Source organism: Microbacterium sp. SD291 (assembly GCF_017355365.1).
Classification (GTDB): Bacteria; Actinomycetota; Actinomycetes; order Actinomycetales; family Microbacteriaceae; genus Microbacterium.
This window is the reverse complement of sequence record NZ_JADIJR010000024.1, coordinates 14,579-38,014: the sequence shown is the minus strand read 5'-3', so window position 1 is coordinate 38,014 and position 23,436 is coordinate 14,579. Positions and strand designations below refer to the sequence as shown.

Sequence of the window (23,436 nt, the reverse complement as noted above, 5' to 3'; positions counted from 1 at the left end):
ATGCCACTCTGGACGGGTGAAAGGCATTATTCTCGCCGGCGGTTCCGGGACACGATTGCATCCGATCACGCTCGGAGTGTCGAAGCAGCTCATCCCGGTGTACGACAAGCCGATGATCTACTACCCGCTGTCCACGCTGATGCTCGCCGGCATCCGCGACATCCTGGTGATCACGACGCCGCACGACGCCGCGCATTTCGAACGGCTCCTGGGCGACGGCTCGCAGTTCGGCGTCCGCCTCACCTTCGCGACGCAGCCGGCACCCGACGGGCTCGCGCAGGCCTTCACGATCGGAGCGGATTTCATCGGAGGCGACAGCGTCGCGCTCGTGCTGGGCGACAACCTGCTCTACGGCCCCGGCCTCGGCACGCAGCTCAAGCGGTTCTCCGATCTCGACGGCGGGTCGATCTTCGCGTACTGGGTCGCCGAGCCGCAGGCCTACGGCGTGGTCGAATTCGACGGCGATGGGAAGGCGGTCTCGCTCGAGGAGAAGCCTGCGCAGCCGAAGAGCAGCTATGCCGTGCCCGGCCTGTACTTCTACGACAACGACGTCGTGGAGATCGCCGCGAACCTCGCGCCGAGTGCGCGCGGCGAGTATGAGATCACGGACGTGAACAGCGAGTACCTGCGCCGGGGGAGGCTCCACGTCGAGGTGCTCCCCCGCGGCACCGCCTGGCTCGACACCGGCACGTTCGATCAGATGACGGATGCCGCCGAGTACGTGCGAACCATGGAGCGGCGCACCGGCATGAAGATCGGAGTGCCGGAGGAGGTCGCCTGGCGGCAGGGGTTCATCGACGACGCCGAGCTGCAGGCCAGAGCCGAGCGGCTCGTCAAGTCGGGCTACGGCGGGTACCTCCTCGATCTGCTCGAACGGGGCGTGCGATGAACCGGCTGCTCGTCACCGGCGGTGCCGGCTTCATCGGCTCGAACTTCGTGCACCACGTCATCCGCAGCACCGACGCCCACGTGACAGTCCTCGACAAGCTGACCTATGCCGGCAACCGGGCGTCTCTCGCCGGTCTGCCCGACGACAGGCTCCGGTTCGTGCAGGGCGACATCGCCGACGCCGAGCTGGTCGACGGCCTGTTCGCGGATGCCGACGCGGTGGTGCACTATGCCGCCGAATCGCACAACGACAACTCGCTGCACGACCCGCGGCCGTTCCTGGACACCAACATCGTCGGCACCTACACACTGCTGGAAGCCGCTCGCCGGCACGACGTGCGCTTCCATCACATCTCCACCGACGAGGTGTACGGCGATCTGGAGCTCGACGACCCCGAACGGTTCACCGAGTCGACGCCCTACAACCCGTCGTCGCCGTACTCGTCCACGAAGGCGGGCAGCGACCTGCTCGTGCGCGCCTGGGTGCGCTCCTTCGGAGTGAGGGCGACGATCTCGAACTGCTCGAACAACTACGGGCCGTACCAGCACGTCGAGAAGTTCATCCCGCGGCAGATCACGAACGTGATCCGGGGCATCCGCCCGAAGCTGTACGGCGCGGGGCGGAACGTGCGCGACTGGATCCATGCCGAGGATCACTCCTCCGCGGTGCTGACGATCCTCGAGCGCGGCGTGATCGGCGAGACCTACCTGATCGGCGCGGACGGCGAGAAGGACAACAAGTCGGTCGTCGAGATGATCCTGACCGCCATGGGTCAGCCCGCCGATGCGTACGACGAGGTCACCGACCGCGCCGGACACGATCTGCGCTACGCGATCGACTCCACGAAGCTGCGGACAGAGCTCGGCTGGACGCCCGGCCACGCGGACTTCGAGTCGGGACTGGCGTCGACCATCGAGTGGTACCGCGACAACGAGTACTGGTGGGCGCCCGCCAAGGACGCCACCGAGTCCTTCTACGCGTCCAAGGGGCAGTGAGGGCGTGATGACCGAGTTCGGCAAGACGTTCACCGTGACCGAGACCGCCATCCCCGGTCTCCTCGTCGTCGAGCTTCCGGTGCACGGCGACTCCCGCGGCTGGTTCAAGGAGAACTGGCAGCGCGAGAAGATGGTCGCCGCTGGTCTTCCGGACTTCGGGCCGGTGCAGAACAACATCTCGTTCAATGAGACGGTCGGCACCACCCGCGGCATCCACGCGGAACCCTGGGACAAATGGGTTTCCGTCGCGACGGGCCGGATCTTCGGCGCCTGGGTCGACCTGCGCGAAGGAGACAGCTTCGGCACCGTCTTCACGATCGAGATCGACCCGTCCAGGGCGATCTACGTGCCCCGCGGCGTCGGCAATTCGTACCAGACCCTCGAGCCGGCCACCTCGTACGCCTACCTCGTCAACGACCACTGGTCGCCCGAGGCCGAGTACTCGTTCCTGAACCTCGCCGACGAGACCGTCGCCATCGACTGGCCGATTCCGCTCGACCGGGTCGAGATATCGGCGAAGGACCGGGACCACCCCCGCCTTTCCGACGTCACACCGGTATCCCCGCGGAAGACCCTCGTGATCGGCGCCGGCGGCCAGCTCGGCCGGGCGCTGCGCGCGGAGTTCGGCGACACGGACCGCTTCGAGTACGCCACGAGAGCAGACCTGGAGCTCGGCGCCCGCGCCCTCGACAGCACCCGGAGCTGGCGCGACTACGACACGATCGTCAACGCCGCCGCGTACACGGCGGTCGACCTCGCCGAGACGGCAGAGGGACGCACGGACGCCTGGGCCGCCAACGTGCACGGCACGGCAGCCCTCGCCCGCATCGCCGCCGAGCACCGGATCACCCTCGTGCACGTCTCCAGCGACTACGTCTTCGACGGCACGAAGGACGGCCAGTACACCGAGGACGATGCCGTGTGCCCGCTCGGCGTCTACGGGCAGACCAAGGCGGCAGCGGATGCCGTCGTCGCCACCATCCCCCGGCACTACATCGTGCGCACCTCCTGGGTGATCGGCGACGGACCGAACTTCGTGCGCACCATGACCTCGCTGGCCGCACGCGGGATCGCGCCGCGCGTCGTCGCTGATCAGGTCGGCCGCCTCACGTTCGCGTCCGACCTCGCCGGGGCCATCGCCCATCTGCTGCGCACCGGCGCGCCCTACGGCGTCTACAACGTGACCGGATCCGGCGAGCCGCGCTCGTGGGCCGACATCGCCCGCACCGTGTACCGCCTCACCGGGTACGACCCTGCGCTGATCACGGGTGTGTCGACGGCCGAATACTTCGCGGGCCATGCCGGCCCGATCGCGCCCCGTCCGCGCAACAGTCTGCTGTCGCTCGACCGGATCACGGCGACAGGCTGGACCCCGCAGGACGCGGACGCGGCGCTGTCCGCCCACCTCGCGGCGAGCGCGGACGTCGACGCCTAGAGCTCTCCCGGCCGCATGGCCTCGGCGTCGATCGCGCGCAGGACGCGGAGCGCGGCCGTGTCGACGGGCGGCTCGCCCTCGGCATCCGCCTTCCGCCGCCTGCGGGGCGCGTAGACGACCAGCGAGTGGAACAGAAATCGCGCGAAGAAGGCGACGATGAGCGACAGCCCGGTCGCGAGCACGCTCGAGACGTGCCAGGACTCGACCATCAGCACCATCACCGGGATGCGCAGCGCGGCCTCGACGTTGTTGAAGGCGAACGACGTGAGGAAGCGGATGCCGAGCGCTCTGGCGCCCGTGCGCATGTCGGCGAAGACGAACCGCTCCTGCAGGATGAAGTTGCCGATGATCGTCACCTCGGCGCCGATGATCGCCGCCCAGATGTAGGGCACGCCGGCCGTCGTCAGCAGCCACATGATGCCGAGGTTGGCGACGGCGCCGACCGCGCCGATCAGGGCGAACAGCGACATCTTGCCGAACCGCAGGCGGGCCAGGTGCGCGACGAACGTGGCTCCCTGACGCAGGCTCGCCTTCGACGTGCCGTGGCGGCGCTCGCCGAACGCCATCGGCACCTCGGCGATCCGCAGGTCGGTGCGGGCGAGGATCTCGAGCAGGATCTTGAAGCCCTGCGGCCTGAGCGTCGAGACGTCGAGCGCGCGGCGGTCGACGAGGAAGAACCCCGTCATGGGGTCGGTGCTGCGGGCGAGCCGGATCGGGAACATCGCCTTGGTGAGCCAGGTGGCGGCCCTCGAGACGCCGAAGCGGACGGCCGTTCCGAGGCCGCTCGTGTCCCCGCCGCCGATGTAGCGCGAGGCGGCGACCACGTCGACGTCGCCCTCGTCATGGCGGGCGAGCAGCGCGGGGAGCAGCTCGGGCGGATGCTGCAGGTCGCCGTCCATCACGATGCAGACGTCGGATGCCGCGGCCAGAAGACCCGCGGTCACGGCGCCGCCGAGGCCGCCGGTGTTCTCGGCGCGACGGATGACGCGGATCGGCAGAGGCGCATCCGCTGCGACACGCGCGATCTCGTCGGCGGTGTCGTCGGTGCTGTCGTCGACGAAGAGGATCTCCGCGTCCCGCCCGGCGAGCGCGTCGGCGGTGCGCACCACGAGCTCCGCGATGTTGTCGCGCTCGTTGAACGTCGGCACGATGACGGTGATCCCTGTGCCTGTGGCCCCGGTACCCACTTTCCTCCCCTCCCCCACGCGCAGCTCGGCTGCGGCATCCATCGTTTCACGGCTTCCCAGCAGCGGGAAACCGGCCGAGGCGTGCTCGGGACCGTGCGGCGGCTCTCGGAGCCCTCCCTGCCTGCGGGCCGTAGGCTTGATGCATGACTTCTCCTGCCGATCTCCCCGCATCCGAACTCCCGGCTTCCGAGCTCACGGTGTTCGGCGCGGACTGGTGCCGCGACTGCATCCGCACCAAGAAGCAGCTCGATGAGCTGGGTGTCGACTACACCTACGTCGACCTGGTCGCCGACCCCTCCGCCGCCGACATCGCCAAGGACATCTCCGGCCGCACGAACATCCCGGTCGTGCTCTACCCGGACGCCTCGCACCACGTCGAGCCGTCGAACGCGGACGTCGAGTCGAAGCTGCGCGAGCTCGCCCTGATCTGAGCCCGACTCCGCGTCTCCGGATGCGCGCCCGGCGGCATAGGCTGGCATCCAGCCCGAAGGAGACGCCGATGACTTCTGCGACCACACCCGCCACCTCGAAGGGCGCCGCGGCCTCCGCCAAGGCGCCGGAACTGCCCGAGGGTGAGCGCGAGCGTCTCGACGCGGCGGTCGGCGATCTGCAGACCGGCGCCGCGGTCTGGTCTGCGCTGACCCTCGCGCAGCGCGTCACGCTGTTGCAGTCCGTGCGCGCGAGCGTGGCGGCGACCACGGAGGACTGGGCGAACACCGCCGCCTCCTCGAAGGGGCTCGACGGCCGCCACCCGCTCCGCGGCGAGGAGTGGCTCAGCGGCCCCTACAGCGTGCTCGGAGCGCTCGACGCCTACATCGAGACGCTCTCGCGCCTCGCGAGCGGCCGGAACCCGCTCGACGGCATCCGCATCGACCGTGCACCCGGCGGCCGCACGCGCGTGCACGCCTTCCCGCTCACGGGCATCGACCGGTTCCTGCTCTCCGGGTTCACCGGCGAGGTCTGGCTGACACCGGGCATCACGCCGAACGGCGCACGCGCCGGTGCAGGGCTCGCGCAGCGGACCCCGAACGCCTCCGGAGGCGTCGGGCTCGTGCTGGGCGCGGGCAACGTGACGTCGATCCCGGTGCTCGACGTTCTCTACGAGCTCCTCGCGCACAACCGCACCGCGCTGCTCAAGGTCAACCCGACCCAGGATGCTCTGGTGCCGGTCTACAAGCGGGCCCTCGCTCCGCTCATCGAGCCGGGCTTCCTTCGCATCGTGCGCGGCGGCCCGGCCGTCGGCGCCCATCTCACCGGCCACCCTGATCTCGTCCACGTGCACATCACCGGTTCGGGCGCGACCTTCGACGCGATCGTGTGGGGCGCCGGCGCCCCCGCGAAGCGGCGTCGCCGCGAAGGCCGCCCGCAGCTGAAGAAGCCGATCACCGCCGAGCTCGGAGGGGTGTCGCCGATCATCGTCGTTCCCGGCGAGTGGACGGATGCCGACATCACCCACCAGGCCGAGCACATCGCCACGATGCGCCTGCAGAACGCCGGGCACAACTGCATCGCGGGGCAGGTCGTGATCATGTCGGCGGATTGGGCGCAGGCTGAGGCCTTCCGCGCCGCGCTCCGTCGCGCCTATGCGACGGCGCCTGAGCGTCCCATCTGGTACCCCGGATCGACTTCGCGGATGCAGCAGGCGAGCGATGCGTACCCCGATGCGCTGACGCTGGGCGATCGCCTCCTCGTCGAGATCGACGGGAGCGACGATGCGGATGCTCTCCAGAGCACCGAGTACTTCGCACCTGTGCTCGGCGTGGTCTCCCTGACGGGCACCGGCCAGCAGTTCCTCGACGCCGCGGTCGCCTACGCCAACGATGAGCTGCAGGGCACGCTCGGCGCGAACCTGCTGATCGACCCGGCGACGGAGAGGTCGCTCGGATCCGGTTTCGAGCGGTCGATCGCCGCGCTCCGCTACGGCTCGATCGCGATCAACACCTGGACCGCGCTGGGGTTCATCCTCCCGACGGTCACCTGGGGTGCATTCCCCGGCGGCACGATCGAGGACGTCGGCAGCGGCATCGGCGTCGTTCACAACGCGCTGCTGCTCGACAGCGTCGAGCGCTCAGTGGTCCGCGGCCCGTTCCGGCCGCTGCCGCGATGGATCGGCGGGGTCCTCACCCGGTCGAAGGACCGAGGGCGGATCACGATCCTCCCGAAGCCGCCGTGGTTCGTGTCGGCGCGCACCGGCGCGGAGGTGAGCGAGGGCCTCACGCGCTTCCGCGCGACCGGCGGCGTACCCGGTCTCGTCCGCACGTTGCTGGAGGCGCTCCGCGCCTGACCACCCGTCTGTTTGCGTCTGATGCATGCTCCCGGGCCTCCGGAGCATGCGTTCGACGCAAACAGACGGTCTTGGTGAGTGGGTCAGCGGGGGGCGAAGCGATCGGTGGCTGCGCGCAGCGCGCGCTGGATGCCGGGTTCGGCCGCGGAGTGCCCTGCATCGTCGACCACGACGAGCTCGGCCTCGGGCCAGGCGCGGTGCAGATCCCACGCGGTCATCATCGGCGTGCACACATCGTGACGCCCCTGCACGATCACGGCGGGGATATGGCGGATGCCGTCGACCCCGGCGATCAGCTGCCCCTCCTCCCACCAGCCCCGATGGACGAAGAAGTGATTCTCGATGCGTGCGAAGGCCGTCGCCGTGCGAGGGTCGGCCATCGCGGCGATCTGAGCGGCATCCGGCTCGAGCGTCACGGTCGACGACTCCCAGGTCGACCATGCGACGGCGGCCGGCACGTGCACGGCGGGGTCGGGGTCGAACAGGCGCCGGTGGTACGCCTCGATCATCCGGTTGCGCTCCAGCACCGGGATGGGCGCGATGAAGTCCTCCCACAGGTCGGGGAAGAGCGCCGCGGCGCCACCCTCGTAGAACCACTCCAGCTCCTCGCGGCGCAGCGTGAAGATGCCGCGGAGGATGAGTTCGGTGACGGCATCCGGATGGGCCTGCGCATACGCGAGAGCCAGCGCGCTCCCCCAGGAGCCGCCGAAGACCTGCCACCTCTCGATCCCGAGGTTCTTTCGCAGCAGCTCGATGTCGGCGATCAGGTGCGCAGTCGTGACGAATCGCAGGTCGGCGTCCGGCTCGCTCGCGTGCGGGGTGCTGCGACCACAGCCACGCTGATCGAGCAGCACGATGCGATACCGCTCCGGATCGAAGAAGCGCCGGTGCCAGGGAGACGTCCCTCCACCGGGGCCGCCGTGCAGGAAGACGACCGGCTTCCCCTCCGGATTCCCGCTGATCTCCCAGTGCACCCGATGGCCGTCTCCGACCAGCAGGCTGCCCTCTTCATACGGCTCGGTCTGCGGATAGAGCTCATCCAGTCTCATCGTCATCGATCCCCCGGTCACTGCGATCACCACTGGCTCAACGCTAGCGCGACGGTTCCGGAATCGCCGACACGACGCCTTACAGCTGGTCTCCGGGGAGCGTGAACGGCTGGGCGCAGACACCGAGTCCGTTCTTGTAGCCGTTCGCGAACCAGAACTTCCGCTGGTCGCTCGAACCGTGCGTGAAGCTCTCCGGGTTCACGAAGCCCGACTGCTCCTGGATGTGGTCGTCGCCGACCGTGAACGCGGCGTTGAGCGCGTCATCCAGCTGCGCGTCGGTCGGCTTCAGCAGGTACGGGTCGCCGTCGGCATCCGTCTCCTCCGTCATGCGCCCGATCCAGGCGCCGGCGTAACAGTCGGCCTGCAGCTCCATGCGCACGCCGTTGCTGTCTGGACCTGTGCCGTTGTTCGGGTAGTCGCGCATCGTCCCCGTGATGTTCTGGATGTGGTGACCCCACTCGTGCGCCACGATGTACAGCTGCGCGAGGTCACCGGCGGATGCTCCGAACTGCTGCTGCATGAGCGAGAAGAACGTCGGGTCGAGGTAGACGCCTTCCTCGGGCGGGCAGTAGAACGGGCCGACCGCGTTGGATGCCGTGCCGCACTGCGTCGGGGTGGAGCCGTCGACGACCGTGAGCTGCGGCGCCCGGTAGCCTTCCATGTTCTCGCCCCAGAAGGCGTCGAGGGCGACCTGCGCGCCCGCCATGCGGCAGTCGACGTCCTCGTTCGCGTCCTGCCCGGTCTTGCAGTCCTCGATCACGGATCCGCCGGACGTCCCGGTGCCGCCGCCCGGGTCGGTCACCCCGCCGAGAAGACCGGTGAGGTCGATGCCCAGGAGCGGGCCTGCGATCAGGGCGATGATCCCGAGGACTCCGACGCCGCCGGCTCCGGCGACGACAGCGCCGCGTCCGCGGCGGCGGGTGGTGTTGCCCGAGATGTCGGCATCCGGATTGAAGGTCATGGGATGAGATTACTCCGCCCCTCGCCGCAGTGTTCAGTCGTAGGCTCGACGCATGAGCACCACGATCACCATCACGGGCGCCGGCGGACAGATCGGGTACGCGCTGCTGTTCCGCATCGCGGCCGGCGACATGCTCGGTCCTGACGAGAAGGTGCGCCTGCGGCTGCTCGAGATCCCGCAGGGCCTCGGCGCCGCGGAGGGAGCCGCCCTCGAACTGCAGGACGGCGCCTTCGATCTCCTCGAGCACGTCGAGGTGACGGATGACGCGGCGGTCGGCTTCGACGGGTGCGACATCGCGCTGCTGGTCGGCGCCCGGCCCCGTGGTCCCGGCATGGAGCGCGGTGACCTGCTGGCCGCGAACGGCGGGATCTTCGGACCGCAGGGCGCGGCGATCGCGGCGAACGCCGACCGGGGTGTGCGTGTCGCGGTGGTCGGCAACCCGGCGAACACGAACGCGCTGATCGCCGCGGCGTCCGCAGACGGCGTACCCGCCGAGCGCTTCACCGCTCTCACCAGGCTCGACGAGAACCGGGCCCGCGCGCAGCTCGCGCAGGCGCTCGGGGTTCCCGTCGACACCGTGCGACGCGTCCCGATCTGGGGCAACCACTCGGCGACGCAGTTCCCCGACGTCTCGCACGCCACGGTCGGCGGAAAGCCGGTCGGCGAGGCGCTCGAGCAGATCGTCGGCGACGTGCCGACCTGGCTCGACAGCACCTTCATCCCCCGCGTCGCGAAGCGCGGCGCGGAGATCATCCGGGTGCGCGGTTCCTCCTCGGTCGCGTCCGCCGCCAGCGCCACCATCGACCACGTCCGCGACTGGGTCCTCGGCACACGCGACTGGACGTCGGCGGGCGTCGTCTCGCACGGCGAGTACGGGGTGCCGGAGGGCCTGATCTCGTCCTTCCCCGTCACTTCGGAGAACGGCGAGTGGCGCATCGTCGAGGGGCTGGAGATCAGCGAGCGCTCGCGAGCGCGCATCGACGCATCGGTCGCCGAGCTGGTCGAGGAGCGAGAGGCCGTGCGGGCGCTCGGAATGCTGTGAAGCGGTCACCGGCCGGCCCCTGAGCAGGGCAGAATGGATGCTGGAGGTGCGCGATGAGCGATACGACAGATCCCATGAAGACGACGGCATCGGTCGATGATGCCCTCACCAGCCCGCTGCACCTTCCGCATCCGGCCGCGGAGTGCCCGAAGTGCTTCACCGAGCTGCAGCAGAACCGCGACTTCTGGTCCGCCCGTCCGGACGGCTCACGCCTGGTCGGTCTCGTCGTCTCCCGCGAGGGGATGCCGTCCGTCGTCGAGCAGCGCGAGGACCTCACTCGCTTCGGCGTGCCGATCGAGGGCTTCCGCCACCCGGCGCCCGACATCCTCGAGAGCTGGAGCGATCGTCTCTCCCGCCTCATCTCGACGCTGAAGCCCGGTGACGTGCTCGTCGTCGCGAACATCCAGGCCCTGGGCCGGGATGCCGAGGAGGGTGCACGCACCGTCGCCGAGCTGCGCCGTCACGGCATCATCGTCAAGGTCCTCAGCCACAACGCCAGGCACCTGGCCGACGCCGTCCGCTAGACGGCGAAGGCCCCAGCTCAGGAGCCGTACGGAGCCACCGGGAACCCGGTCGTCTCGGGCTGCGGCAGAATCGGCGTGCCGTCCTCGTTGCGGTAGATCGGGCTGCCCTGCTCCGGAAAGTAGAAGCGCGGCTGCCAGCCGGGGCCTTCGAACGCCGGGAAGCGTCTCGACGCACCCTCGTAGACGAGTCCGCCGAACACCATGTCCGAGAGCTCTCCCGCGTCGCCGGGGAAGCATCCCGGGGACGCGGACACCTCGATCGCTCCGCGAGACGGACGGATCGTCACGACCCCGCGGCCCACCGCTCCTCCGGTGCCGATGACGTTCACCTCCTGACTCTCGCCTTCACCGAAGGCGGCGACTTCTGCCTCCATTCCGGCATTCTCGAACGCCGTCGTCGCCGCGCCGACCACGGTGTCGACGTCGAGTTCGTCCGGCTCGAGCAGCCGGACCCAGGAGTAGGCGTACCCGGAGAGCTCGCCCCCGATCCGGCAGGCGATCGGCGACGCTCCATACGATTCCACGCTCCAGTCACCCTGGTGAATGGCCATGATCACCGAGTGCATAGTCGTGGCGTATCGGACGTAACGATCCTCGCCGTCCCGGTACAGCCCGTCGCCGGTCGGGGCCGAAGATCCGCAACCTGTCACCATCACCACCATCCCGGCGGCGAGCGCCACCATCAGTCCACGTCGGATGCCGCCGCGCATCAGTCCACCGTCCGTTCAGAAGTCGATGAAAGCGTACTCGTCGCTGATCCACCAGTTGCTCGCATCCCAGAAGCCCTCCGTACTGCCTTCGCCTCCGCGCTCGGTTCCCGGTTCACCCGTCCGAATGATCTGAGACACGTTGTAGAACGACTCCGACCCCGGTTCCAGGTAGGCGCCGGGTCCGAGTGCGTCGTGACCGGTGGCCGCCGGCAGCGAGCTGCCGCCGCCGTCCATACCCCCATCGCTGTCGAACACGATGACGCCGGACTGCGTCTCGGGCGAGACGGAGTGTCCGATGGCGGTGCCGCGTCCGATGCGCGCGACCGCGTCGTCCTCCGACAGCGTCGCGTACACCTGCGGGCCGCCTTCGGCGCTCAGGTTCGCGAGGACGGCGTCTTCATTCGGGAAGCCGGCCGAGCCGACGGCGATGAAGGACGTGACGCCGAGACCATCCTCGGCCGATCCGATCGCGAGTGCGGCGGTCGTGCTGCCGTACGAATGCGCGACGACGTTGACCTCGGCGTCGGGGACGACGTCGCGCAGGCCCTGAAGGAACGAGGTGAGCGCTGCCGCGCCGTCCTCCGCGCGCGACATGCCCGGCTCTTCGACCAGGTTCGGGGTGTCATACCCGAACCACACGACCGTCGCCGATCCGGGTCCGACTGCGCGGTTGAGCGCCCGTGCCGACTCACCCCACGCGTGCAGGTCGCCGACGCTCCCGTTCATGCCCGGCACGAGCGTGCTGATGTCGGATGCCGTCGCGAGGTCCCCGTGGGCGATCGCCGCGGTGACCTGCGCCGATCCGTCCGGATCGAAGCTGATCAGGCTCGGCCTCGGAGTGCCTTCCGCCTCGAGCGCGCGGCGGATCGCCGCGAGCTCGTCGCGGCGATCCCCGGGCGGCTCCGTGGCGAGCATGGAGTCGAGACGACGCCTGTTCGCCTCGGCACGCACGTCGTAGGGGATTCCGTCGAGGTTTCCGATGATGTCAGGGCGAGCAGTCAGCAGCTGGTCGTGCATCTCGGGGTGCGCGTTCCACAGCGCGAGGATCTCGGCGGGGCTCTCCGCGCCGAGCATCCTCTCGAGAACGCTCCTGGCCTCGGCGGTCATGGGCACCGGGGACCCGCCGGCGAGCGCCGTGAGCGCGTCGTCGTACGCGTCGTCCCAGCTCGCGTAGTGGCCTTCGTACTCGGTCCACAGAGCGGAGAGCGCCTCCGCGGCGCGATCGCGGGCGTCGATCACCTCGCTCGCCACCCCCCGCGTCGCGGCGATCATCGCCTCGTCGTCGCCGCTGCTCACGGCGATGCTCGCGGCGTCATCTGCTTCCGCCGCGTCGCTCTCCAGGAGCGCCCATTCGGCATGGGCCCGCTCGATGTCGTCGATCAGCGCATTGGCGCGGGCCGCATGCAGCTCGCACGCCGACGCGTAGTCCCGGAGCACCCGTGCGAGCAGGGTCGCCTCGCTCATTCCGGGACCGAGCGCCGTGAGCAGGCGGCCCCCTTCGCCTCGCACCGCCGTGACCGCCTGTCCCACTCCCGGCAGGCCGGTCGCGGCGGTGGCCGAGGTGCACAGGTCGTCCAGGCGATCGTGCACCCGGCTGAGGTGGAGCGAACACCACTCCATGGTGCCCACGTCGCCCTCGATCCGGGCGAGGGCGTATCCGCGAGCCGGCGATGTCAAGGTCATCCGGACTCCACCCCGGTGAGCTCGACGTCGAGATCGGTGTATCGGTCGGCGACGCGCTGCGCTGACGCGGCGAGTTCCCCGCCCGCTTCGACATGTGCCGAGACCGCTGAGCGCAGCGCCCGGAGGCGCCGGGCCACCTCGAGGCGCAGCAGTGCGCGATGGGCGGGGTTCTGGATGCCGAGATCCTCGGCATCCAGATCGGCGGACTCGGTCAGCAGAGCGTGCACTGCGGTGCCGACCATGCTCGACGCACTGGACAACTCCGCACGGAATATCTCGACGTCACTCATCCGTTCCCCTCGCGATCCGGGGCCAGACTATGGGCGCTTCGCTCCGGCGGCCATGGGCACGGGTGCCCATGGCGCGGCCATCCGGTGAGCGGGCCCGACCGCGATCAGTCGCCGTCGGGGTCCGGCTGGCTGCGCAGACTCTCGTCGTCGAGCAGCGGGAGGTCGGCGCGGGTGACCACCTGCGAGGTCACCGCGTACTCGACGAGCCGGGCACGCCGGTTGGTCGCGAGCTTGCCGGGGCCGCCGCGAAGGCCCTGTACGCCCATGCGGTCGAGCTTGTCGCAGACATTGTCGAGCTTGCGGTTGAACTTGCTCATCGTCCAGCCGAGGCGCTTGGCCGCGTCACTCGACGACGGCAGCTCGTTCATGCTGACGCCCTCTCGGCGGAGCATCGGCTCGGCGAGGGCGACCATGAGCTGCTTCTGCAGCGGCGTGAAGCTGGCGGGCATCACGGTGGTCTCGCCGCTCATGGATGCCTCGACCTGATGCGACACCTCGTACGGGGCCTGCTCGGTGTGCATGCTCAGCTCGTAGGTGACGGGGCCGGCGGTGAACACGATCACGCTGCGCTCGAAGACGAGCGGCATCCGCGCGCCGGGTGACAACCAGGACTGCACGGCGCCACCGGCGCTGGAGATCGTCGCCGCGAGACGCACGCCGATGTTCGCGAGCCACCACAGCCCGTCACGGTGCTGCAGCTCGAGGAAGTGCCGGTGCAGATACGGGTTGTCGTCGATCTCGAGATCGCCCTCGCGCCCGATGATGTAGGGCCGGTCCGGAGGCAGATCGTGCCATTCCCCGGCGAACTCCAGATGAAGCGGTGCCGGCGTCTTCAGGACGGCCGGCGCAACGGCGTCGTCGAGCTCCAAGGCAGGATTCAGATCAGTCACGGTGCTACCCCCTGCGCAACATACTGCCACGCGGGCGCGGAAAGCTGCGTCCGGCCTGCGCATGACCCTCCATCTTGCTGAGCCGTCCGGGAGGTCAGTCGACGAGTCCGGCCTTCTTCGCCTCCTCCTGCATCTTGGTGATCCGCCGGTTGGTGTACTCGATCATGCTGATGAAGTACTGGCCGAAGCTGTCGAAGGTGTCGATGAGCTCGCCCTCGGCAAGCCAGAGCACCTTGGGTCCGACCGAGCCATCGTCGATCAGCATCACGAAGACGTCCGCCTGCTCGAGGCTCGCCGCGATCGGCAGAAGGCTCTCGGTCGAACGGCCGAGCTCCTCCAGGAGCTCCGGTGCGTACTCGAAAGCCTCGAGCGCTGCGTCCCGCAGCGGTCCGGCGACGAGTTCTGTGGTGCCGAGGAGCGTGATGCTCTGGTGGAAGCACTTCCAGCCGTCCGCGAAGCTGAGGAACCCCCGATGCTCCCGGTCGAACCTGACGCCAAGAGCCTGCTCTGCGACATGGATCGACTCCTCCGTCGCCGCGACCTCAGGAAGATGGTTCGGGAAGATGCCCTTCGGGTCCCATGCAGCGAGGTTCTGCTTCACCATCACCATCTCGACGATGGGCGGACGCCAGTCTTCGATCACCATCACGACGGGTACGACCCTCCATAGACGAATTCAGTCGGCTGATAGCCAATAGGGTAACGCAGCGATTGTGAGCCGAGACTCGTGTTCACCGACGGATCCAGATCGAGCCATGAGTGCGGGTCGGGCCGGCCTGTCCACGTCGTGTCCGGAACATGCCCGGCATGGCCGCTGTAGGCGCCGCCCGCCCGCTCCGCCGCCGCTGCGGCCGATGCGTCATCGCGAAGCTGACCTGCCGTGCTGACGCGCCCGTTCGGCGCGAGGTATCCGTCATTCAGCGCGTCGTTGCTGCCGTCGACATATGCATTGATCTGCGCCTGCTGCTCCGGGGTCGCACCCTTCCTCGGATCGTAGAACACCACCGGACCGGAAGTCTCTCCGTCTCCGGGCTTGTGAGGCGTCGCGGAGTAGTCCGGCTTGTCGGGCTTGCCGTCGAAGGTGTCCTGCCCCTTGACCTTCTTGACGATGCCGTCGACATGGCTGGTGATGTTGTCGGCCACCTGATGCAGCTTGTCCTTCGCGGCGCCGAACCCTTTGAGCGCGGCCTGTCTCAACTCCCGCATGATCGGCTTGATCGCGGACATCAATCATCTCCACCGAAGTCGAGGGCAGAGAACTCCGAGAAGAAGTTCGACGTCAACGTCTGAATATCCGCCCCATGCAGCTTCATCGACGACTGCGCATCCTCCAACGCCTGCAGATCCGCATAGAACTCATCCGAGTCCCCCACCTGCCCCTCCACCATCGGCGCATCCAGAATCGCATCGATCACCGCAGGCAACTGCTCCGCCAACGGCTCGATCGCCATCGGCGCCAGCTGATTCAACAACTGCTCCACCGCGATATCCACCGCCGCATTCAACAGCTTCTTCTTGATGATCAGCATCGGCCCCGCACCCACCGCCGTGATCGGATTCGTCAGCATCGCCACCAACGTGATCATCGTCGTCGTCACGTCGACGATCACCTTCATCTTCAACGCGAAGATCGCATCCGCCCCGATATCCATCGCCGCCGCCGCCGGCGGCATGATATCGATCAGCTTCTGCAGATTCTGCGAACGATTCGTCGTCCACGCACTCAACGTCGCCGGCCCCGCCTGCCCCCGCATCGCCCCCGCGACATCACCACTCATCTGACGATCGACCGACTGGATCACACCCTCCAGATCAGAACCGAAGCCCCGCACCAGAGTCGCCCCCTTGCGCACCTCATCCTCATCGATATCCGGCCACTCAAAACCCAGCTTCTCCATCACCCAGACAAGCTCATTCGGCAACATCATTCCCACGATCGCACCTCCGCACTCGAATGTACTTTCCGAGAGCGGGTCACACCATGGGTAGCACTTCCCACGTTCCGTCCCCGGGTGCCGGTGGAATCAGTCGCCCGGGACGCTGATCTCGATGCTGACGAAACGCGAGTCCGGGATGGTCTTGATCTCGACCTTCGCGCCCTCCAGGGAACCGGGAGCCAGATCGAAGCGGGCCTCGATCTCGGCGTGGCTGAGGCCGCTGAGATCTCCTGCCTCGCCGGCCGGCGCGAGGAATCTCATGTCGCCCTCGCTCTTCGCGCCGTACTTGTCGGGATTGTCCTGCCCGATCGCGTCCTCGTAGAGCTCCTCCACGATCTGCTTCGGCACGTCCTTCGGGACGCCCTTGATCTCGTCGAGTACGTCGCCGGGAAGACCCCTCACGTCGTTGCCGACCGACCGGCCGAGGTCGCGCGCGGCGTCGTAGTCCGGATCGCGGTGCCGCCCCTCGTACCCGAGCGTCTCGATCCCGCGTCGCACGTCGTCACGGATGTCGTAGTCCTTCGCGTGCGACGTGGGCCCTTTGCCGTCGCCGCGGTGCTTGGGCTTGTAGTCGGCGTTGCGCCGATCGAGGCCGCGGATGGCGTCGGCATCCGCTCTGTGCTTGCCGCCGCGCTTGCGGAAAGCCCCGGAGAAGCCCTTCTTGAACTCGTGGCCGGCGCCGTCGACGGCATCCATGATGTCCCGGATCGTCTTCTTCAGCGACATGTCAGTCTCCCGAGATCTGCAGGTTGGCGAGGTCGGCGAGGAGGCGATCCGTGAGCTCCTCGACGTCTGCGGCATTCGCGTCCATCTCGGCGGCTGCCTCCTCGAGCGCCGTGAGGTCGGCGTAGAACTCGTCGGCGTCGCCGATGTTGTCCTCGACGACCGGAGCGTCGAGCAGCGCCATCACGAGGCCCGGCACCTGCTCGGCGAGCGGCTCGAGCGCGAGGGGCAGCACCTCGTCGATCACCTTCTCCAGCGTCGCCTCCATCGCCATCGAGAAGAGCTTCTTGCGTGCCAGGATCAGCAGGGCCGCACCGCCCGCGCCGAACGGCCCGGCCGCCAGCAGCGGGATCAGCTGCATCAGGGTCAGCGTGACGTCGGCGATCACCTTGACCTTGAGTGCGAACACGATGTCGGCGGCGATGTCGATACCGGTGGATGCCGGGCCGAGGACATCGAGCAGCTGCTGCACGTTCTCGGAGCGGTTACGGTTCCATCCGGCCACGTGGGCCGCGCCCGCCTGACCGCGCATCGCGACCGCGAGATCGCCGTTGATGCGACGATCCGCCGTCTGCACGAGGGTCTCCATGTCGTCGCGGTAGCCGCGCACGTAGACGGCGGCCTTGCGCACCTCGTCCTCATCGATGTCGGGCCATTCCAGGCCCATCTTGTCCATCACCCAGATGAGCTCGTTCGGCAGCATCATTCCCACGGCGACCACCTCCGCACTCGACGCTACCGAGGAGGTCGAGAACGGGCGATGGGGAGATCAGCCCATCACGGGATCCGTCGTCAGTCCGCCTGAAGCACTTGCCGAGCGTCATTCGCGCCGAACGTTGCGGCGGACTCCTCGTCGTTCCGACCGGGATAGTTCTTCAGGAAGCGGACAGCTCGAGGCCTTCCGATACGAAATAGCGAATCGGTGCGAGTTCCGTTCGCATGACTCTGTCGCCGGCCTGCTCGATGAACTCCGCGAATCCCATCACGCCGAGGGCGCCCTGTCTGCTGGCGATGATCACGTTGTCGACCACAGGCAGGAGTGCGGCTGTGCCGCTGAGCCAGGTGGCGAACGTGACGGTGACGCCAGTGTCAAGCCTCTCCAGCTTCGGCTCGAGAACCCGCACCTCACCCGCGTCGAGCGCGGACTTCTGCTCCGCATAGGCGCGGATCCCGAACTCGCGCGTCACCCGGGTGATCCGCTCGGCGAGCGCCGGGAACCTCTCCCGCCAGGGGAACGGGAACCACTTTGCTCCGGGGTTGCCGATCGGATGGATGCTGGCGAGCCGTGTTCCGGTGCGGATCAGCTCCTCGGCCGCCTCCAGCGCCCGCTCGAATCCGCGTTCGTCGTCGGCACCCGTGACGATCACGTGCGCCTGCGCAAGCCGGGTGACCACGAGGTCACCCTCGACGTTCAGCCGTTCGGCCCGAGACGGGTCCACCAGGATCGCCGCCGCCTGCTCCTCCTCTGTGATCTCTGCCACGCCTTGCACTGCGTCGACCTCGAGCGGCGGAGTCGATGAGAGCGCAGACTGCAGCGCGTCGGCGAAAGCAACGCCCCAGCCCTCGACCTGCGCGACCGACGCGGGGCCGTCATCACCCATCCGAACGCCGACGTACAGCTCGCCCGCCACGAACTGGACGTACGGCATCTCGTCCTTCGGCATCGTGAGATCGAGGATGCCCAGTTCGGTCGCATCGAACATCTGCAGCCGAAGCCCGTCTCGCACAGCGGCGAAGTCGGAGTCGTCAGTCATTCTTCGTGCCGCTCAGGAGCAGCTGATGAGCTTCGAACACCTGCCGCGACCTCGTACACCGCGAGGTACTCGGAACCCAGCCGCAAACGCAAGTAACCATCGATGGCCTCGAGCGCTGCTCGCACTTCGTCCCGGGTGCCGCGGATCGTCAGCCTGTGCCCGAGGACTCTGGACACCGATGCGTCTCCGCCCAGGAGGACTCTGAATCCCCAGCTCCCCCGGCCGTAGTCGTCGTACGAGCCGCGCACTGCGAACGCGTCGTACAGAACGAAACCGAGTTCAGTATCCGACTTCTTGCGCGCCTGCGTCGCGGCGGGGAGATGCTCGCCGACCAGGTCGAGCACATCGTCCGCAGTCAGGTCATCGTGTGGCATTCTCGCTCCGGGCCTACTCGGCGCGGGCCCTCGCTTCGAGCGCCCGATGGTATTTCGTGCCCTGGCGTACCTTCTGAAGGACGTGCTCGAGCGCATCCGATTCGTCATCGAACGTCGCGAGGGTGGATCCCATCACGCCGCCTCGCTCATTGGCGACGTACACTTTCCATCCGGATGCGTCCCGGTCGAGGACGACGACCTCAGCACGAAGCTTGCCCGCTCCGTACAGCACCGGTGTCTCGAGGTTCTCCTCATGCACGATGTCCATGAGTTCCTTGGTGTCCATCAATCCACCTCCCGGATCAATCCGAGCAAATCTAGCATCTCGACGCTCACGGGAAGCTTGTCCTGCGTCGCCCCGCCCGGCAGGTTCCACGCCGGGATGGCTGCGGCCTCGCCCCGCGCGACGGGCGAGAGATCGTTCACATCCTGCCCGAAGTAATCGAGGCCCTGATCGACGATCTCACGGTCAGAGTCGCTGAGCTGGTCGTAGTTGGCCCTGGCGTCGCCGAGCTCCGCGACCCATTCATACTCATGACGGGCATTCGGATTCTCGAAGTACGGCATCGAACGGCTCTCATAGGAGAACGGCCCGTCCTCGCCGATCGGGGACACGAAGGACCCCCGCGGATTGCCGTAGCGATCGAATCGATCTCCCGGCTGAGGGTAGTGATCCTCGGACTTCGGATTGCCGTCGTTGTCCAGGACGAAGCCGTCTTTCGGCGCCTGATCCCAGTCGATGTTGCCTTCGGCGTCGAGTGTCTCAGGTCGGGGAGTCAGCTCGTCGGAACCGCCGTGGGGCCTCGACCCCGACCCGGAACCGCCGGGCCCGTCGAACACGTCCTGGCCCTTCACCTTCGCGACGACCTCGTCGACGTGGCGGGTGATGTTCTCGGCCACCTGATGCAGCTTGTCCTTCGCGGCGCCGAACCCTTTGAGCGCGGCCTGTCTCAACTCCCGCATGATCGGCTTGATCGCGGACATCAATCATCTCCACCGAAGTCGAGGGCAGAGAACTCCGAGAAGAAGTTCGACGTCAACGTCTGAATATCCGCCCCATGCAGCTTCATCGACGACTGCGCATCCTCCAACGCCTGCAGATCCGCATAGAACTCATCCGAGTCCCCCACCTGCCCCTCCACCATCGGCGCATCCAGAATCGCATCGATCACCGCAGGCAACTGCTCCGCCAACGGCTCGATCGCCATCGGCGCCAGCTGATTCAACAACTGCTCCACCGCGATATCCACCGCCGCATTCAACAGCTTCTTCTTGATGATCAGCATCGGCCCCGCACCCACCGCCGTGATCGGATTCGTCAGCATCGCCACCAACGTGATCATCGTCGTCGTCACATCGACGATCACCTTCATCTTCAACGCGAAGATCGCATCCGCCCCGATATCCATCGCCGCCGCCGCCGGCGGCATGATATCGATCAGCTTCTGCAGATTCTGCGAACGATTCGTCGTCCACGCACTCAACGTCGCCGGCCCCGCCTGCCCCCGCATCGCCCCCGCGACATCACCACTCATCTGACGATCGACCGACTGGATCACACCCTCCAGATCAGAACCGAAGCCCCGCACCAGAGTCGCCCCCTTGCGCACCTCATCCTCATCGATATCCGGCCACTCAAAACCCAGCTTCTCCATCACCCAGACAAGCTCATTCGGCAACATCATTCCCACGATCGCACCTCCGCACTCGACACTACTGAGAACGTCGTGCAGCGGCGATGGGGAGATCAGCCCATCGCCGGATCACTCCGGCCGCGAGGAGCGAGGAGGCTCACCGGGGACGAAGTAGCGCGCTGGGGAGAGCCCGGTGCGCACGACCGCTTCGCCAGCCGCATCCAGGAACTGGTTCAGGGTCGCGACGCTGACGGTGCCGGCCGGATCGGCGACGATGACGTTGTCGACCACCGGGAGCAGTGTCGCGGTGCCCTTCGGCCAGGTCGCGAAGGTCGAGGTGACCCCTGTGTCGAGCACCTGGATCTTCGGATCCGCGATGTGCACATCGGGACGCCGGAGCGCGACGCCCTGTGCCTCGTAGGCGCGCACGCTGAAGAGGCGGATCATGCGCTGGAACCGCATCGCCAGCGAGGGGACGCGCTCGCTCCACGAGAAGGGCGCCCATGCGCCGTCAGCGAGAACGAGCGGATGCGCGCTCACCAGCGGACCACCCGAGTCGTACAGCTCCTCGGCGAGATCGAGAACGCGCTCCAGCCCTGCCTCATCCTCCGCGCCGACGATTGCGAGCCGCTGCCGGGACAGCGCGAACACGACGGGGTCGCCGTCCAGCGCGCGTGCTGCGGCCCGTGACGGTTCGAGCAGGACCGATGCCGCCACCCGCTCATCCTCGACGACGATCACGCCATCGACGGCCTCGGGGAGCGCTGCCGCCGACGCGACGGCCGACGCCACCACCTCACGGAACTCGGTCGACCACCCCTCGGCCTGGCCCTGCGTGATCGCCACACCATCCGGCTCCTCATCGAGACCGACGAAGAGCTCACCGCCGACGTACTCCACCCGAGGGTGCACCTCGCCCGGAGCGGTGATCGCCAGCACGCCGAGCTCGCTCGCGCCGTAGATCCGCGGAACCATGATCACCGCGACGTTCCCGAAGGCACCTGTCATGAATCCCGCTCCTGTTCGTCCGCCTCTGCAAGGCTACCCGCCGCACCGACATCGGCGCCCGTCGTCGACGCGTAGAGCTCGACGACCTCCGACCACGACCATCGCACGTCGATCCCGCGCATCGATTTCCGGGCGTGCCGCTCGGACACCCAGCTCGACGGCACGATGTGGAGGGCGAGCGATGCGTCCTCTGCGCCGGCATCCCCGGTCCAGACCAGCGCGAGGCCGACAGCGTCCGTGTACGTCCAGGAGTTGACCCGGGTGGCACCGGCCGCCGTGAGCGCGGTGAGATAGGAGCGGATGCTGTCGCCCCGGAACTCCTTCAGTTCGTCGAGCACCCGCCAGTTCCCCGCCCAGTGCATCCCGGCGGATTGCATCTTCGAAGCGAATGCGGCGATCTCGGCCGTTGAGGCCCCGCTGCCGTCGCCGCCCCAGGCGAGCGGCAGGATCTTCGCCTGACCGCGGACCAGGACGGGGTTGCACGGCGAGAGCCAGCCGTCATGCTCCGCGCCGACGGCAGTTGCCGGCAGCCCATCGCCCCGCGTCAGGAATGCACGCCCCTCGTAGGGGAGGATCGCCCCGCGGCTCACGGACGACGGCCCGAACGCGGAGGCCTCGTCTCGACTCAGATCCAGATCAAGGTTCATTTCGGGACCTAGAGGTCGAGTCCGCGGGGGCTCCCGGGCCAGAATGACGGCTCGAAGCCGCCGTTGTTCAGGCCCGTCGCAGTTTCGGGGATGCTGATGACGGCCTCGGGGATGCCGCTCGGCAGGTAACCGCCGGGAATCCACATGTCGGCATCCGTTCCACCTTCATTCCCGGACGGCATCTGCAGTCCGTCGAGCTCGTGCGGCGCGAAGTCGCGAAGCTCCACCTCCGCCCCGACGAAGAAGTCCGCGGGGAGGCCGAGCGCTTCACTGAGCTTGACCGGGTCTCCGTCGGCCGCCTTGATGACGGCATCCAGTTGATCGGTCGGGAACACGTACGTCGTGCCGTTGTTGCCCGGCCCCCAGTCGTCGAGGCTGTCCTTCTTGTAGATCCTCGTCGCACCGTTCTCGAACTGATCGAGGTGCTTCTTGATGTAATCGGCCTCAAGATACTCGGATGGGTCAGGTCGATTGCCCTTGCCCCAGGCGACGACCTCGTCTGGCTCCCACTTCCCGTCCCTCTTCCATCCGTCCTGCAGCGGATGCACCACACCGGCGGAATCGAGGTTCTGCACATCGCTCGTGTTGCGCTTCTGCTTCTGTCCGTGCTTGCGGAACATCTCCGCCAGTTGCTTGACGTGCACCGGTGCATCATCGAGCGCCCGCAGCAGCGGCCGGATCGCGTCGTCGGCGATGCCTTTACCCATTGGTCAGTCTCCCGTGATGTTCAGGCTGGAAAGGTCGGCCATCAGCCGCTCGGTCAGAGTCTCGACGTCGGAGGCATGCTGCTCCATCTCGCCTTCGGCTTGCTCCAGCGCCTGCAGGTCGGCGTAGAACTCGTCAGGGTCGCCGGCGACCGCCTCGACGATCGGCGATTCCAGAGCAGCCATCATCACGGCGGGCAGCTGCTCCGTCAGCGGCTCGATGGCCATCGGCAGCAGCTGGTTCAGCAGCTGCTCCACCGCGATGTCCACCGCGGCGTTCAGAAGCTTCTTCTTGATGATGAGCATCGGCCCCGCACCCACCGCGGTGATGGGGTTCGTGAGCATGCCGACGAGAGTGAACATCGTCACTGTCACGTCCGCGATCACCTTGAGCTTGAGTCCGAAGACCACGTCGGCGGCGATGTCCATAGCGGGCGGGACCGGGCCGAGCAGATCGAGCAGCTTGTCGAGGTTCTGCGAACGGTTCGTGTTCCACGCGCTCACATACGACGGCCCCGCCTGCCCTCGCATGGCCGCCGCGAGGTCGCCGTTGACCTTGCGGTCCATGGCCTGCAGCTTCCCCTCGAGCTCGTCGCGGAAGCTGCTGACCATCCCTGCGCCACGGCGCAGCTCATCCTCGTCGACGTCAGGCCAGTCGAAGCCGAGCTTCTCCATGATCCAGATCAACTCATCCGGCAACATCATTCCCACGGCAC

At 67.7% G+C, this 23,436-nt stretch carries 28 protein-coding genes; 7 read left to right on the top strand and 21 right to left on the bottom strand.

Annotation, left to right across the window (positions count from 1 at the left end; genetic code table 11):
- Positions 1 to 16: 16 nt before the first annotated feature.
- From rfbA to IPV10_RS12845, 3 genes are read left to right on the top strand one after another with little or no spacing between them, the layout of a single operon-like run.
- Entirely contained in the window at positions 17 to 889 is an 873-nt protein-coding gene (rfbA, locus tag IPV10_RS12855) for a glucose-1-phosphate thymidylyltransferase RfbA (RefSeq protein WP_207484459.1), read from the top strand.
- Positions 886 to 1,884, top strand: coding sequence for a dTDP-glucose 4,6-dehydratase (rfbB, locus tag IPV10_RS12850; RefSeq protein ID WP_207484457.1), 999 nt, complete (start codon positions 886 to 888; stop codon positions 1,882 to 1,884). The genes rfbA and rfbB overlap by 4 nt, the downstream gene beginning before the upstream one ends.
- 7 nt (positions 1,885 to 1,891) lie before the next feature.
- A complete protein-coding gene (locus tag IPV10_RS12845) occupies positions 1,892 to 3,319 on the top strand; it encodes a bifunctional dTDP-4-dehydrorhamnose 3,5-epimerase family protein/NAD(P)-dependent oxidoreductase (protein ID WP_207484456.1) in 1,428 nt (475 codons plus the stop codon).
- Here IPV10_RS12845 and IPV10_RS12840 read toward each other — a convergent pair.
- On the bottom strand, positions 3,316 to 4,548 hold the full coding sequence (locus tag IPV10_RS12840) for a glycosyltransferase family 2 protein (RefSeq protein WP_207484454.1): 1,233 nt from the start codon (positions 4,546 to 4,548) through the stop codon (positions 3,316 to 3,318). The genes IPV10_RS12845 and IPV10_RS12840 overlap by 4 nt on opposite strands.
- Positions 4,549 to 4,649: 101 nt before the next feature.
- On the opposite strand from IPV10_RS12840, the gene IPV10_RS12835 reads away from it, so the two are divergent.
- Positions 4,650 to 4,937 carry a glutaredoxin domain-containing protein gene (locus IPV10_RS12835; RefSeq protein WP_207484452.1) on the top strand — a complete coding sequence of 96 codons (288 nt, stop codon included), beginning with the start codon at positions 4,650 to 4,652 and terminating at the stop codon, positions 4,935 to 4,937.
- Positions 4,938 to 5,005: 68 nt separating this feature from the next.
- Positions 5,006 to 6,790, top strand: coding sequence for an aldehyde dehydrogenase family protein (locus IPV10_RS12830; protein ID WP_207484451.1), 1,785 nt, complete (start codon positions 5,006 to 5,008; stop codon positions 6,788 to 6,790).
- A gap of 83 nt (positions 6,791 to 6,873) precedes the next feature.
- Here IPV10_RS12830 and pip read toward each other — a convergent pair whose 3' ends face one another.
- Positions 6,874 to 7,845 carry a prolyl aminopeptidase gene (gene pip / locus IPV10_RS12825; protein ID WP_207484485.1) on the bottom strand — a complete coding sequence of 324 codons (972 nt, stop codon included), beginning with the start codon at positions 7,843 to 7,845 and terminating at the stop codon, positions 6,874 to 6,876.
- A 73-nt stretch (positions 7,846 to 7,918) separates the two neighbouring features.
- Complete coding sequence (locus IPV10_RS12820) at positions 7,919 to 8,800, bottom strand: neutral zinc metallopeptidase (protein ID WP_207484449.1); 882 nt, start codon at positions 8,798 to 8,800, stop codon at positions 7,919 to 7,921.
- 52 nt (positions 8,801 to 8,852) lie between these two features.
- Between IPV10_RS12820 and IPV10_RS12815 the strand changes: the two genes are divergently transcribed.
- Both IPV10_RS12815 and IPV10_RS12810 read left to right on the top strand, forming a co-directional pair.
- Entirely contained in the window at positions 8,853 to 9,842 is a 990-nt protein-coding gene (locus IPV10_RS12815) for a malate dehydrogenase (protein ID WP_207484447.1), read from the top strand.
- Positions 9,843 to 9,895: 53 nt separating this feature from the next.
- The gene (locus tag IPV10_RS12810; RefSeq protein WP_207484446.1) at positions 9,896 to 10,366 is read left to right on the top strand and encodes a recombinase family protein; all 471 of its coding nucleotides are present in this window, start codon (positions 9,896 to 9,898) and stop codon (positions 10,364 to 10,366) included.
- 17 nt (positions 10,367 to 10,383) lie between these two features.
- On the opposite strand, the gene IPV10_RS12805 is transcribed toward IPV10_RS12810, so the two are convergent.
- The 18 genes from IPV10_RS12805 to IPV10_RS12720 all read right to left on the bottom strand — a co-directional run bounded on the left by IPV10_RS12805 (position 10,384) and on the right by IPV10_RS12720 (position 23,425).
- Complete coding sequence (locus IPV10_RS12805) at positions 10,384 to 10,890, bottom strand: hypothetical protein (RefSeq protein WP_207484445.1); 507 nt, start codon at positions 10,888 to 10,890, stop codon at positions 10,384 to 10,386.
- 201 nt (positions 10,891 to 11,091) lie between these two features.
- On the bottom strand, positions 11,092 to 12,759 hold the full coding sequence (locus IPV10_RS12800; protein WP_207484444.1) for an alpha/beta hydrolase: 1,668 nt from the start codon (positions 12,757 to 12,759) through the stop codon (positions 11,092 to 11,094).
- On the bottom strand, positions 12,756 to 13,049 hold the full coding sequence (locus IPV10_RS12795; protein WP_207484443.1) for a hypothetical protein: 294 nt from the start codon (positions 13,047 to 13,049) through the stop codon (positions 12,756 to 12,758). The genes IPV10_RS12800 and IPV10_RS12795 overlap by 4 nt, the downstream gene beginning before the upstream one ends.
- Before the next feature lie 104 nt (positions 13,050 to 13,153).
- On the bottom strand, positions 13,154 to 13,885 hold the full coding sequence (locus IPV10_RS12790; protein WP_207484483.1) for a hypothetical protein: 732 nt from the start codon (positions 13,883 to 13,885) through the stop codon (positions 13,154 to 13,156).
- A gap of 148 nt (positions 13,886 to 14,033) precedes the next feature.
- On the bottom strand, positions 14,034 to 14,585 hold the full coding sequence (locus IPV10_RS12785) for an SMI1/KNR4 family protein (RefSeq protein ID WP_207484442.1): 552 nt from the start codon (positions 14,583 to 14,585) through the stop codon (positions 14,034 to 14,036).
- Positions 14,585 to 15,166 (bottom strand): hypothetical protein, encoded by a 582-nt coding sequence (locus IPV10_RS12780; protein WP_207484441.1) that lies wholly within the window; start codon positions 15,164 to 15,166, stop codon positions 14,585 to 14,587. The genes IPV10_RS12785 and IPV10_RS12780 overlap by 1 nt, the downstream gene beginning before the upstream one ends.
- Positions 15,166 to 15,837 carry a hypothetical protein gene (locus IPV10_RS12775; RefSeq protein WP_242684950.1) on the bottom strand — a complete coding sequence of 224 codons (672 nt, stop codon included), beginning with the start codon at positions 15,835 to 15,837 and terminating at the stop codon, positions 15,166 to 15,168. Before IPV10_RS12775 ends, IPV10_RS12780 begins: the two co-directional genes overlap by 1 nt.
- A 126-nt stretch (positions 15,838 to 15,963) precedes the next feature.
- Positions 15,964 to 16,602: a hypothetical protein gene (locus IPV10_RS12770; protein WP_207484439.1), complete on the bottom strand. Its 639-nt coding sequence runs from the start codon at positions 16,600 to 16,602 to the stop codon at positions 15,964 to 15,966.
- Between the two features lies 1 nt (position 16,603).
- The gene (locus IPV10_RS12765) at positions 16,604 to 17,320 is read right to left on the bottom strand and encodes a hypothetical protein (RefSeq protein WP_307861127.1); all 717 of its coding nucleotides are present in this window, start codon (positions 17,318 to 17,320) and stop codon (positions 16,604 to 16,606) included.
- A 154-nt stretch (positions 17,321 to 17,474) separates the two neighbouring features.
- Positions 17,475 to 18,353 carry a hypothetical protein gene (locus IPV10_RS12760; RefSeq protein WP_207484437.1) on the bottom strand — a complete coding sequence of 293 codons (879 nt, stop codon included), beginning with the start codon at positions 18,351 to 18,353 and terminating at the stop codon, positions 17,475 to 17,477.
- A complete protein-coding gene (locus tag IPV10_RS12755) occupies positions 18,350 to 18,727 on the bottom strand; it encodes a hypothetical protein (protein WP_207484436.1) in 378 nt (125 codons plus the stop codon). Before IPV10_RS12755 ends, IPV10_RS12760 begins: the two co-directional genes overlap by 4 nt.
- Positions 18,728 to 18,740: 13 nt before the next feature.
- Positions 18,741 to 19,013, bottom strand: coding sequence for a hypothetical protein (locus tag IPV10_RS12750; RefSeq protein ID WP_207484434.1), 273 nt, complete (start codon positions 19,011 to 19,013; stop codon positions 18,741 to 18,743).
- On the bottom strand, positions 19,013 to 19,711 hold the full coding sequence (locus tag IPV10_RS12745) for a glycohydrolase toxin TNT-related protein (RefSeq protein ID WP_207484432.1): 699 nt from the start codon (positions 19,709 to 19,711) through the stop codon (positions 19,013 to 19,015). The genes IPV10_RS12750 and IPV10_RS12745 overlap by 1 nt, the downstream gene beginning before the upstream one ends.
- Entirely contained in the window at positions 19,711 to 20,382 is a 672-nt protein-coding gene (locus IPV10_RS12740) for a hypothetical protein (protein ID WP_242684950.1), read from the bottom strand. The genes IPV10_RS12745 and IPV10_RS12740 overlap by 1 nt, the downstream gene beginning before the upstream one ends.
- A 108-nt stretch (positions 20,383 to 20,490) precedes the next feature.
- Entirely contained in the window at positions 20,491 to 21,369 is an 879-nt protein-coding gene (locus IPV10_RS12735) for a hypothetical protein (RefSeq protein ID WP_242684947.1), read from the bottom strand.
- Complete coding sequence (locus tag IPV10_RS12730; RefSeq protein WP_207484429.1) at positions 21,366 to 22,016, bottom strand: hypothetical protein; 651 nt, start codon at positions 22,014 to 22,016, stop codon at positions 21,366 to 21,368. Before IPV10_RS12730 ends, IPV10_RS12735 begins: the two co-directional genes overlap by 4 nt.
- An 8-nt stretch (positions 22,017 to 22,024) precedes the next feature.
- Positions 22,025 to 22,723 (bottom strand): hypothetical protein, encoded by a 699-nt coding sequence (locus tag IPV10_RS12725; protein WP_207484428.1) that lies wholly within the window; start codon positions 22,721 to 22,723, stop codon positions 22,025 to 22,027.
- Between the two features lie 3 nt (positions 22,724 to 22,726).
- Positions 22,727 to 23,425 (bottom strand): hypothetical protein, encoded by a 699-nt coding sequence (locus IPV10_RS12720; protein WP_207484427.1) that lies wholly within the window; start codon positions 23,423 to 23,425, stop codon positions 22,727 to 22,729.
- Positions 23,426 to 23,436 lie beyond the last annotated feature (11 nt).

What these genes read in the sequence shown, in the direction of transcription:
- rfbB (WP_207484457.1), top strand. Translation starts at nt 886, where the DNA reads ATGAACCGGCTGCTCGTCACCGGCGGTGCCGGCTTCATCGGCTCGAAC.
- IPV10_RS12845 (WP_207484456.1), top strand. Translation starts at nt 1,892, where the DNA reads ATGACCGAGTTCGGCAAGACGTTCACCGTGACCGAGACCGCCATCCCC.
- IPV10_RS12840 (WP_207484454.1), bottom strand. Translation starts at nt 4,548, where the DNA reads ATGGATGCCGCAGCCGAGCTGCGCGTGGGGGAGGGGAGGAAAGTGGGT.
- IPV10_RS12835 (WP_207484452.1), top strand. Translation starts at nt 4,650, where the DNA reads ATGACTTCTCCTGCCGATCTCCCCGCATCCGAACTCCCGGCTTCCGAG.
- IPV10_RS12830 (WP_207484451.1), top strand. Translation starts at nt 5,006, where the DNA reads ATGACTTCTGCGACCACACCCGCCACCTCGAAGGGCGCCGCGGCCTCC.
- pip (WP_207484485.1), bottom strand. Translation starts at nt 7,845, where the DNA reads ATGACGATGAGACTGGATGAGCTCTATCCGCAGACCGAGCCGTATGAA.
- IPV10_RS12820 (WP_207484449.1), bottom strand. Translation starts at nt 8,800, where the DNA reads ATGACCTTCAATCCGGATGCCGACATCTCGGGCAACACCACCCGCCGC.
- IPV10_RS12815 (WP_207484447.1), top strand. Translation starts at nt 8,853, where the DNA reads ATGAGCACCACGATCACCATCACGGGCGCCGGCGGACAGATCGGGTAC.
- IPV10_RS12810 (WP_207484446.1), top strand. Translation starts at nt 9,896, where the DNA reads ATGAGCGATACGACAGATCCCATGAAGACGACGGCATCGGTCGATGAT.
- IPV10_RS12800 (WP_207484444.1), bottom strand. Translation starts at nt 12,759, where the DNA reads ATGACCTTGACATCGCCGGCTCGCGGATACGCCCTCGCCCGGATCGAG.
- IPV10_RS12795 (WP_207484443.1), bottom strand. Translation starts at nt 13,049, where the DNA reads ATGAGTGACGTCGAGATATTCCGTGCGGAGTTGTCCAGTGCGTCGAGC.
- IPV10_RS12785 (WP_207484442.1), bottom strand. Translation starts at nt 14,585, where the DNA reads ATGGTGATCGAAGACTGGCGTCCGCCCATCGTCGAGATGGTGATGGTG.
- IPV10_RS12780 (WP_207484441.1), bottom strand. Translation starts at nt 15,166, where the DNA reads ATGTCCGCGATCAAGCCGATCATGCGGGAGTTGAGACAGGCCGCGCTC.
- IPV10_RS12775 (WP_242684950.1), bottom strand. Translation starts at nt 15,837, where the DNA reads ATGGAGAAGCTGGGTTTTGAGTGGCCGGATATCGATGAGGATGAGGTG.
- IPV10_RS12770 (WP_207484439.1), bottom strand. Translation starts at nt 16,602, where the DNA reads ATGTCGCTGAAGAAGACGATCCGGGACATCATGGATGCCGTCGACGGC.
- IPV10_RS12760 (WP_207484437.1), bottom strand. Translation starts at nt 18,353, where the DNA reads ATGACTGACGACTCCGACTTCGCCGCTGTGCGAGACGGGCTTCGGCTG.
- IPV10_RS12755 (WP_207484436.1), bottom strand. Translation starts at nt 18,727, where the DNA reads ATGCCACACGATGACCTGACTGCGGACGATGTGCTCGACCTGGTCGGC.
- IPV10_RS12750 (WP_207484434.1), bottom strand. Translation starts at nt 19,013, where the DNA reads ATGGACACCAAGGAACTCATGGACATCGTGCATGAGGAGAACCTCGAG.
- IPV10_RS12745 (WP_207484432.1), bottom strand. Translation starts at nt 19,711, where the DNA reads ATGTCCGCGATCAAGCCGATCATGCGGGAGTTGAGACAGGCCGCGCTC.
- IPV10_RS12740 (WP_242684950.1), bottom strand. Translation starts at nt 20,382, where the DNA reads ATGGAGAAGCTGGGTTTTGAGTGGCCGGATATCGATGAGGATGAGGTG.
- IPV10_RS12735 (WP_242684947.1), bottom strand. Translation starts at nt 21,369, where the DNA reads ATGACAGGTGCCTTCGGGAACGTCGCGGTGATCATGGTTCCGCGGATC.
- IPV10_RS12730 (WP_207484429.1), bottom strand. Translation starts at nt 22,016, where the DNA reads ATGAACCTTGATCTGGATCTGAGTCGAGACGAGGCCTCCGCGTTCGGG.
- IPV10_RS12725 (WP_207484428.1), bottom strand. Translation starts at nt 22,723, where the DNA reads ATGGGTAAAGGCATCGCCGACGACGCGATCCGGCCGCTGCTGCGGGCG.
- IPV10_RS12720 (WP_207484427.1), bottom strand. Translation starts at nt 23,425, where the DNA reads ATGATGTTGCCGGATGAGTTGATCTGGATCATGGAGAAGCTCGGCTTC.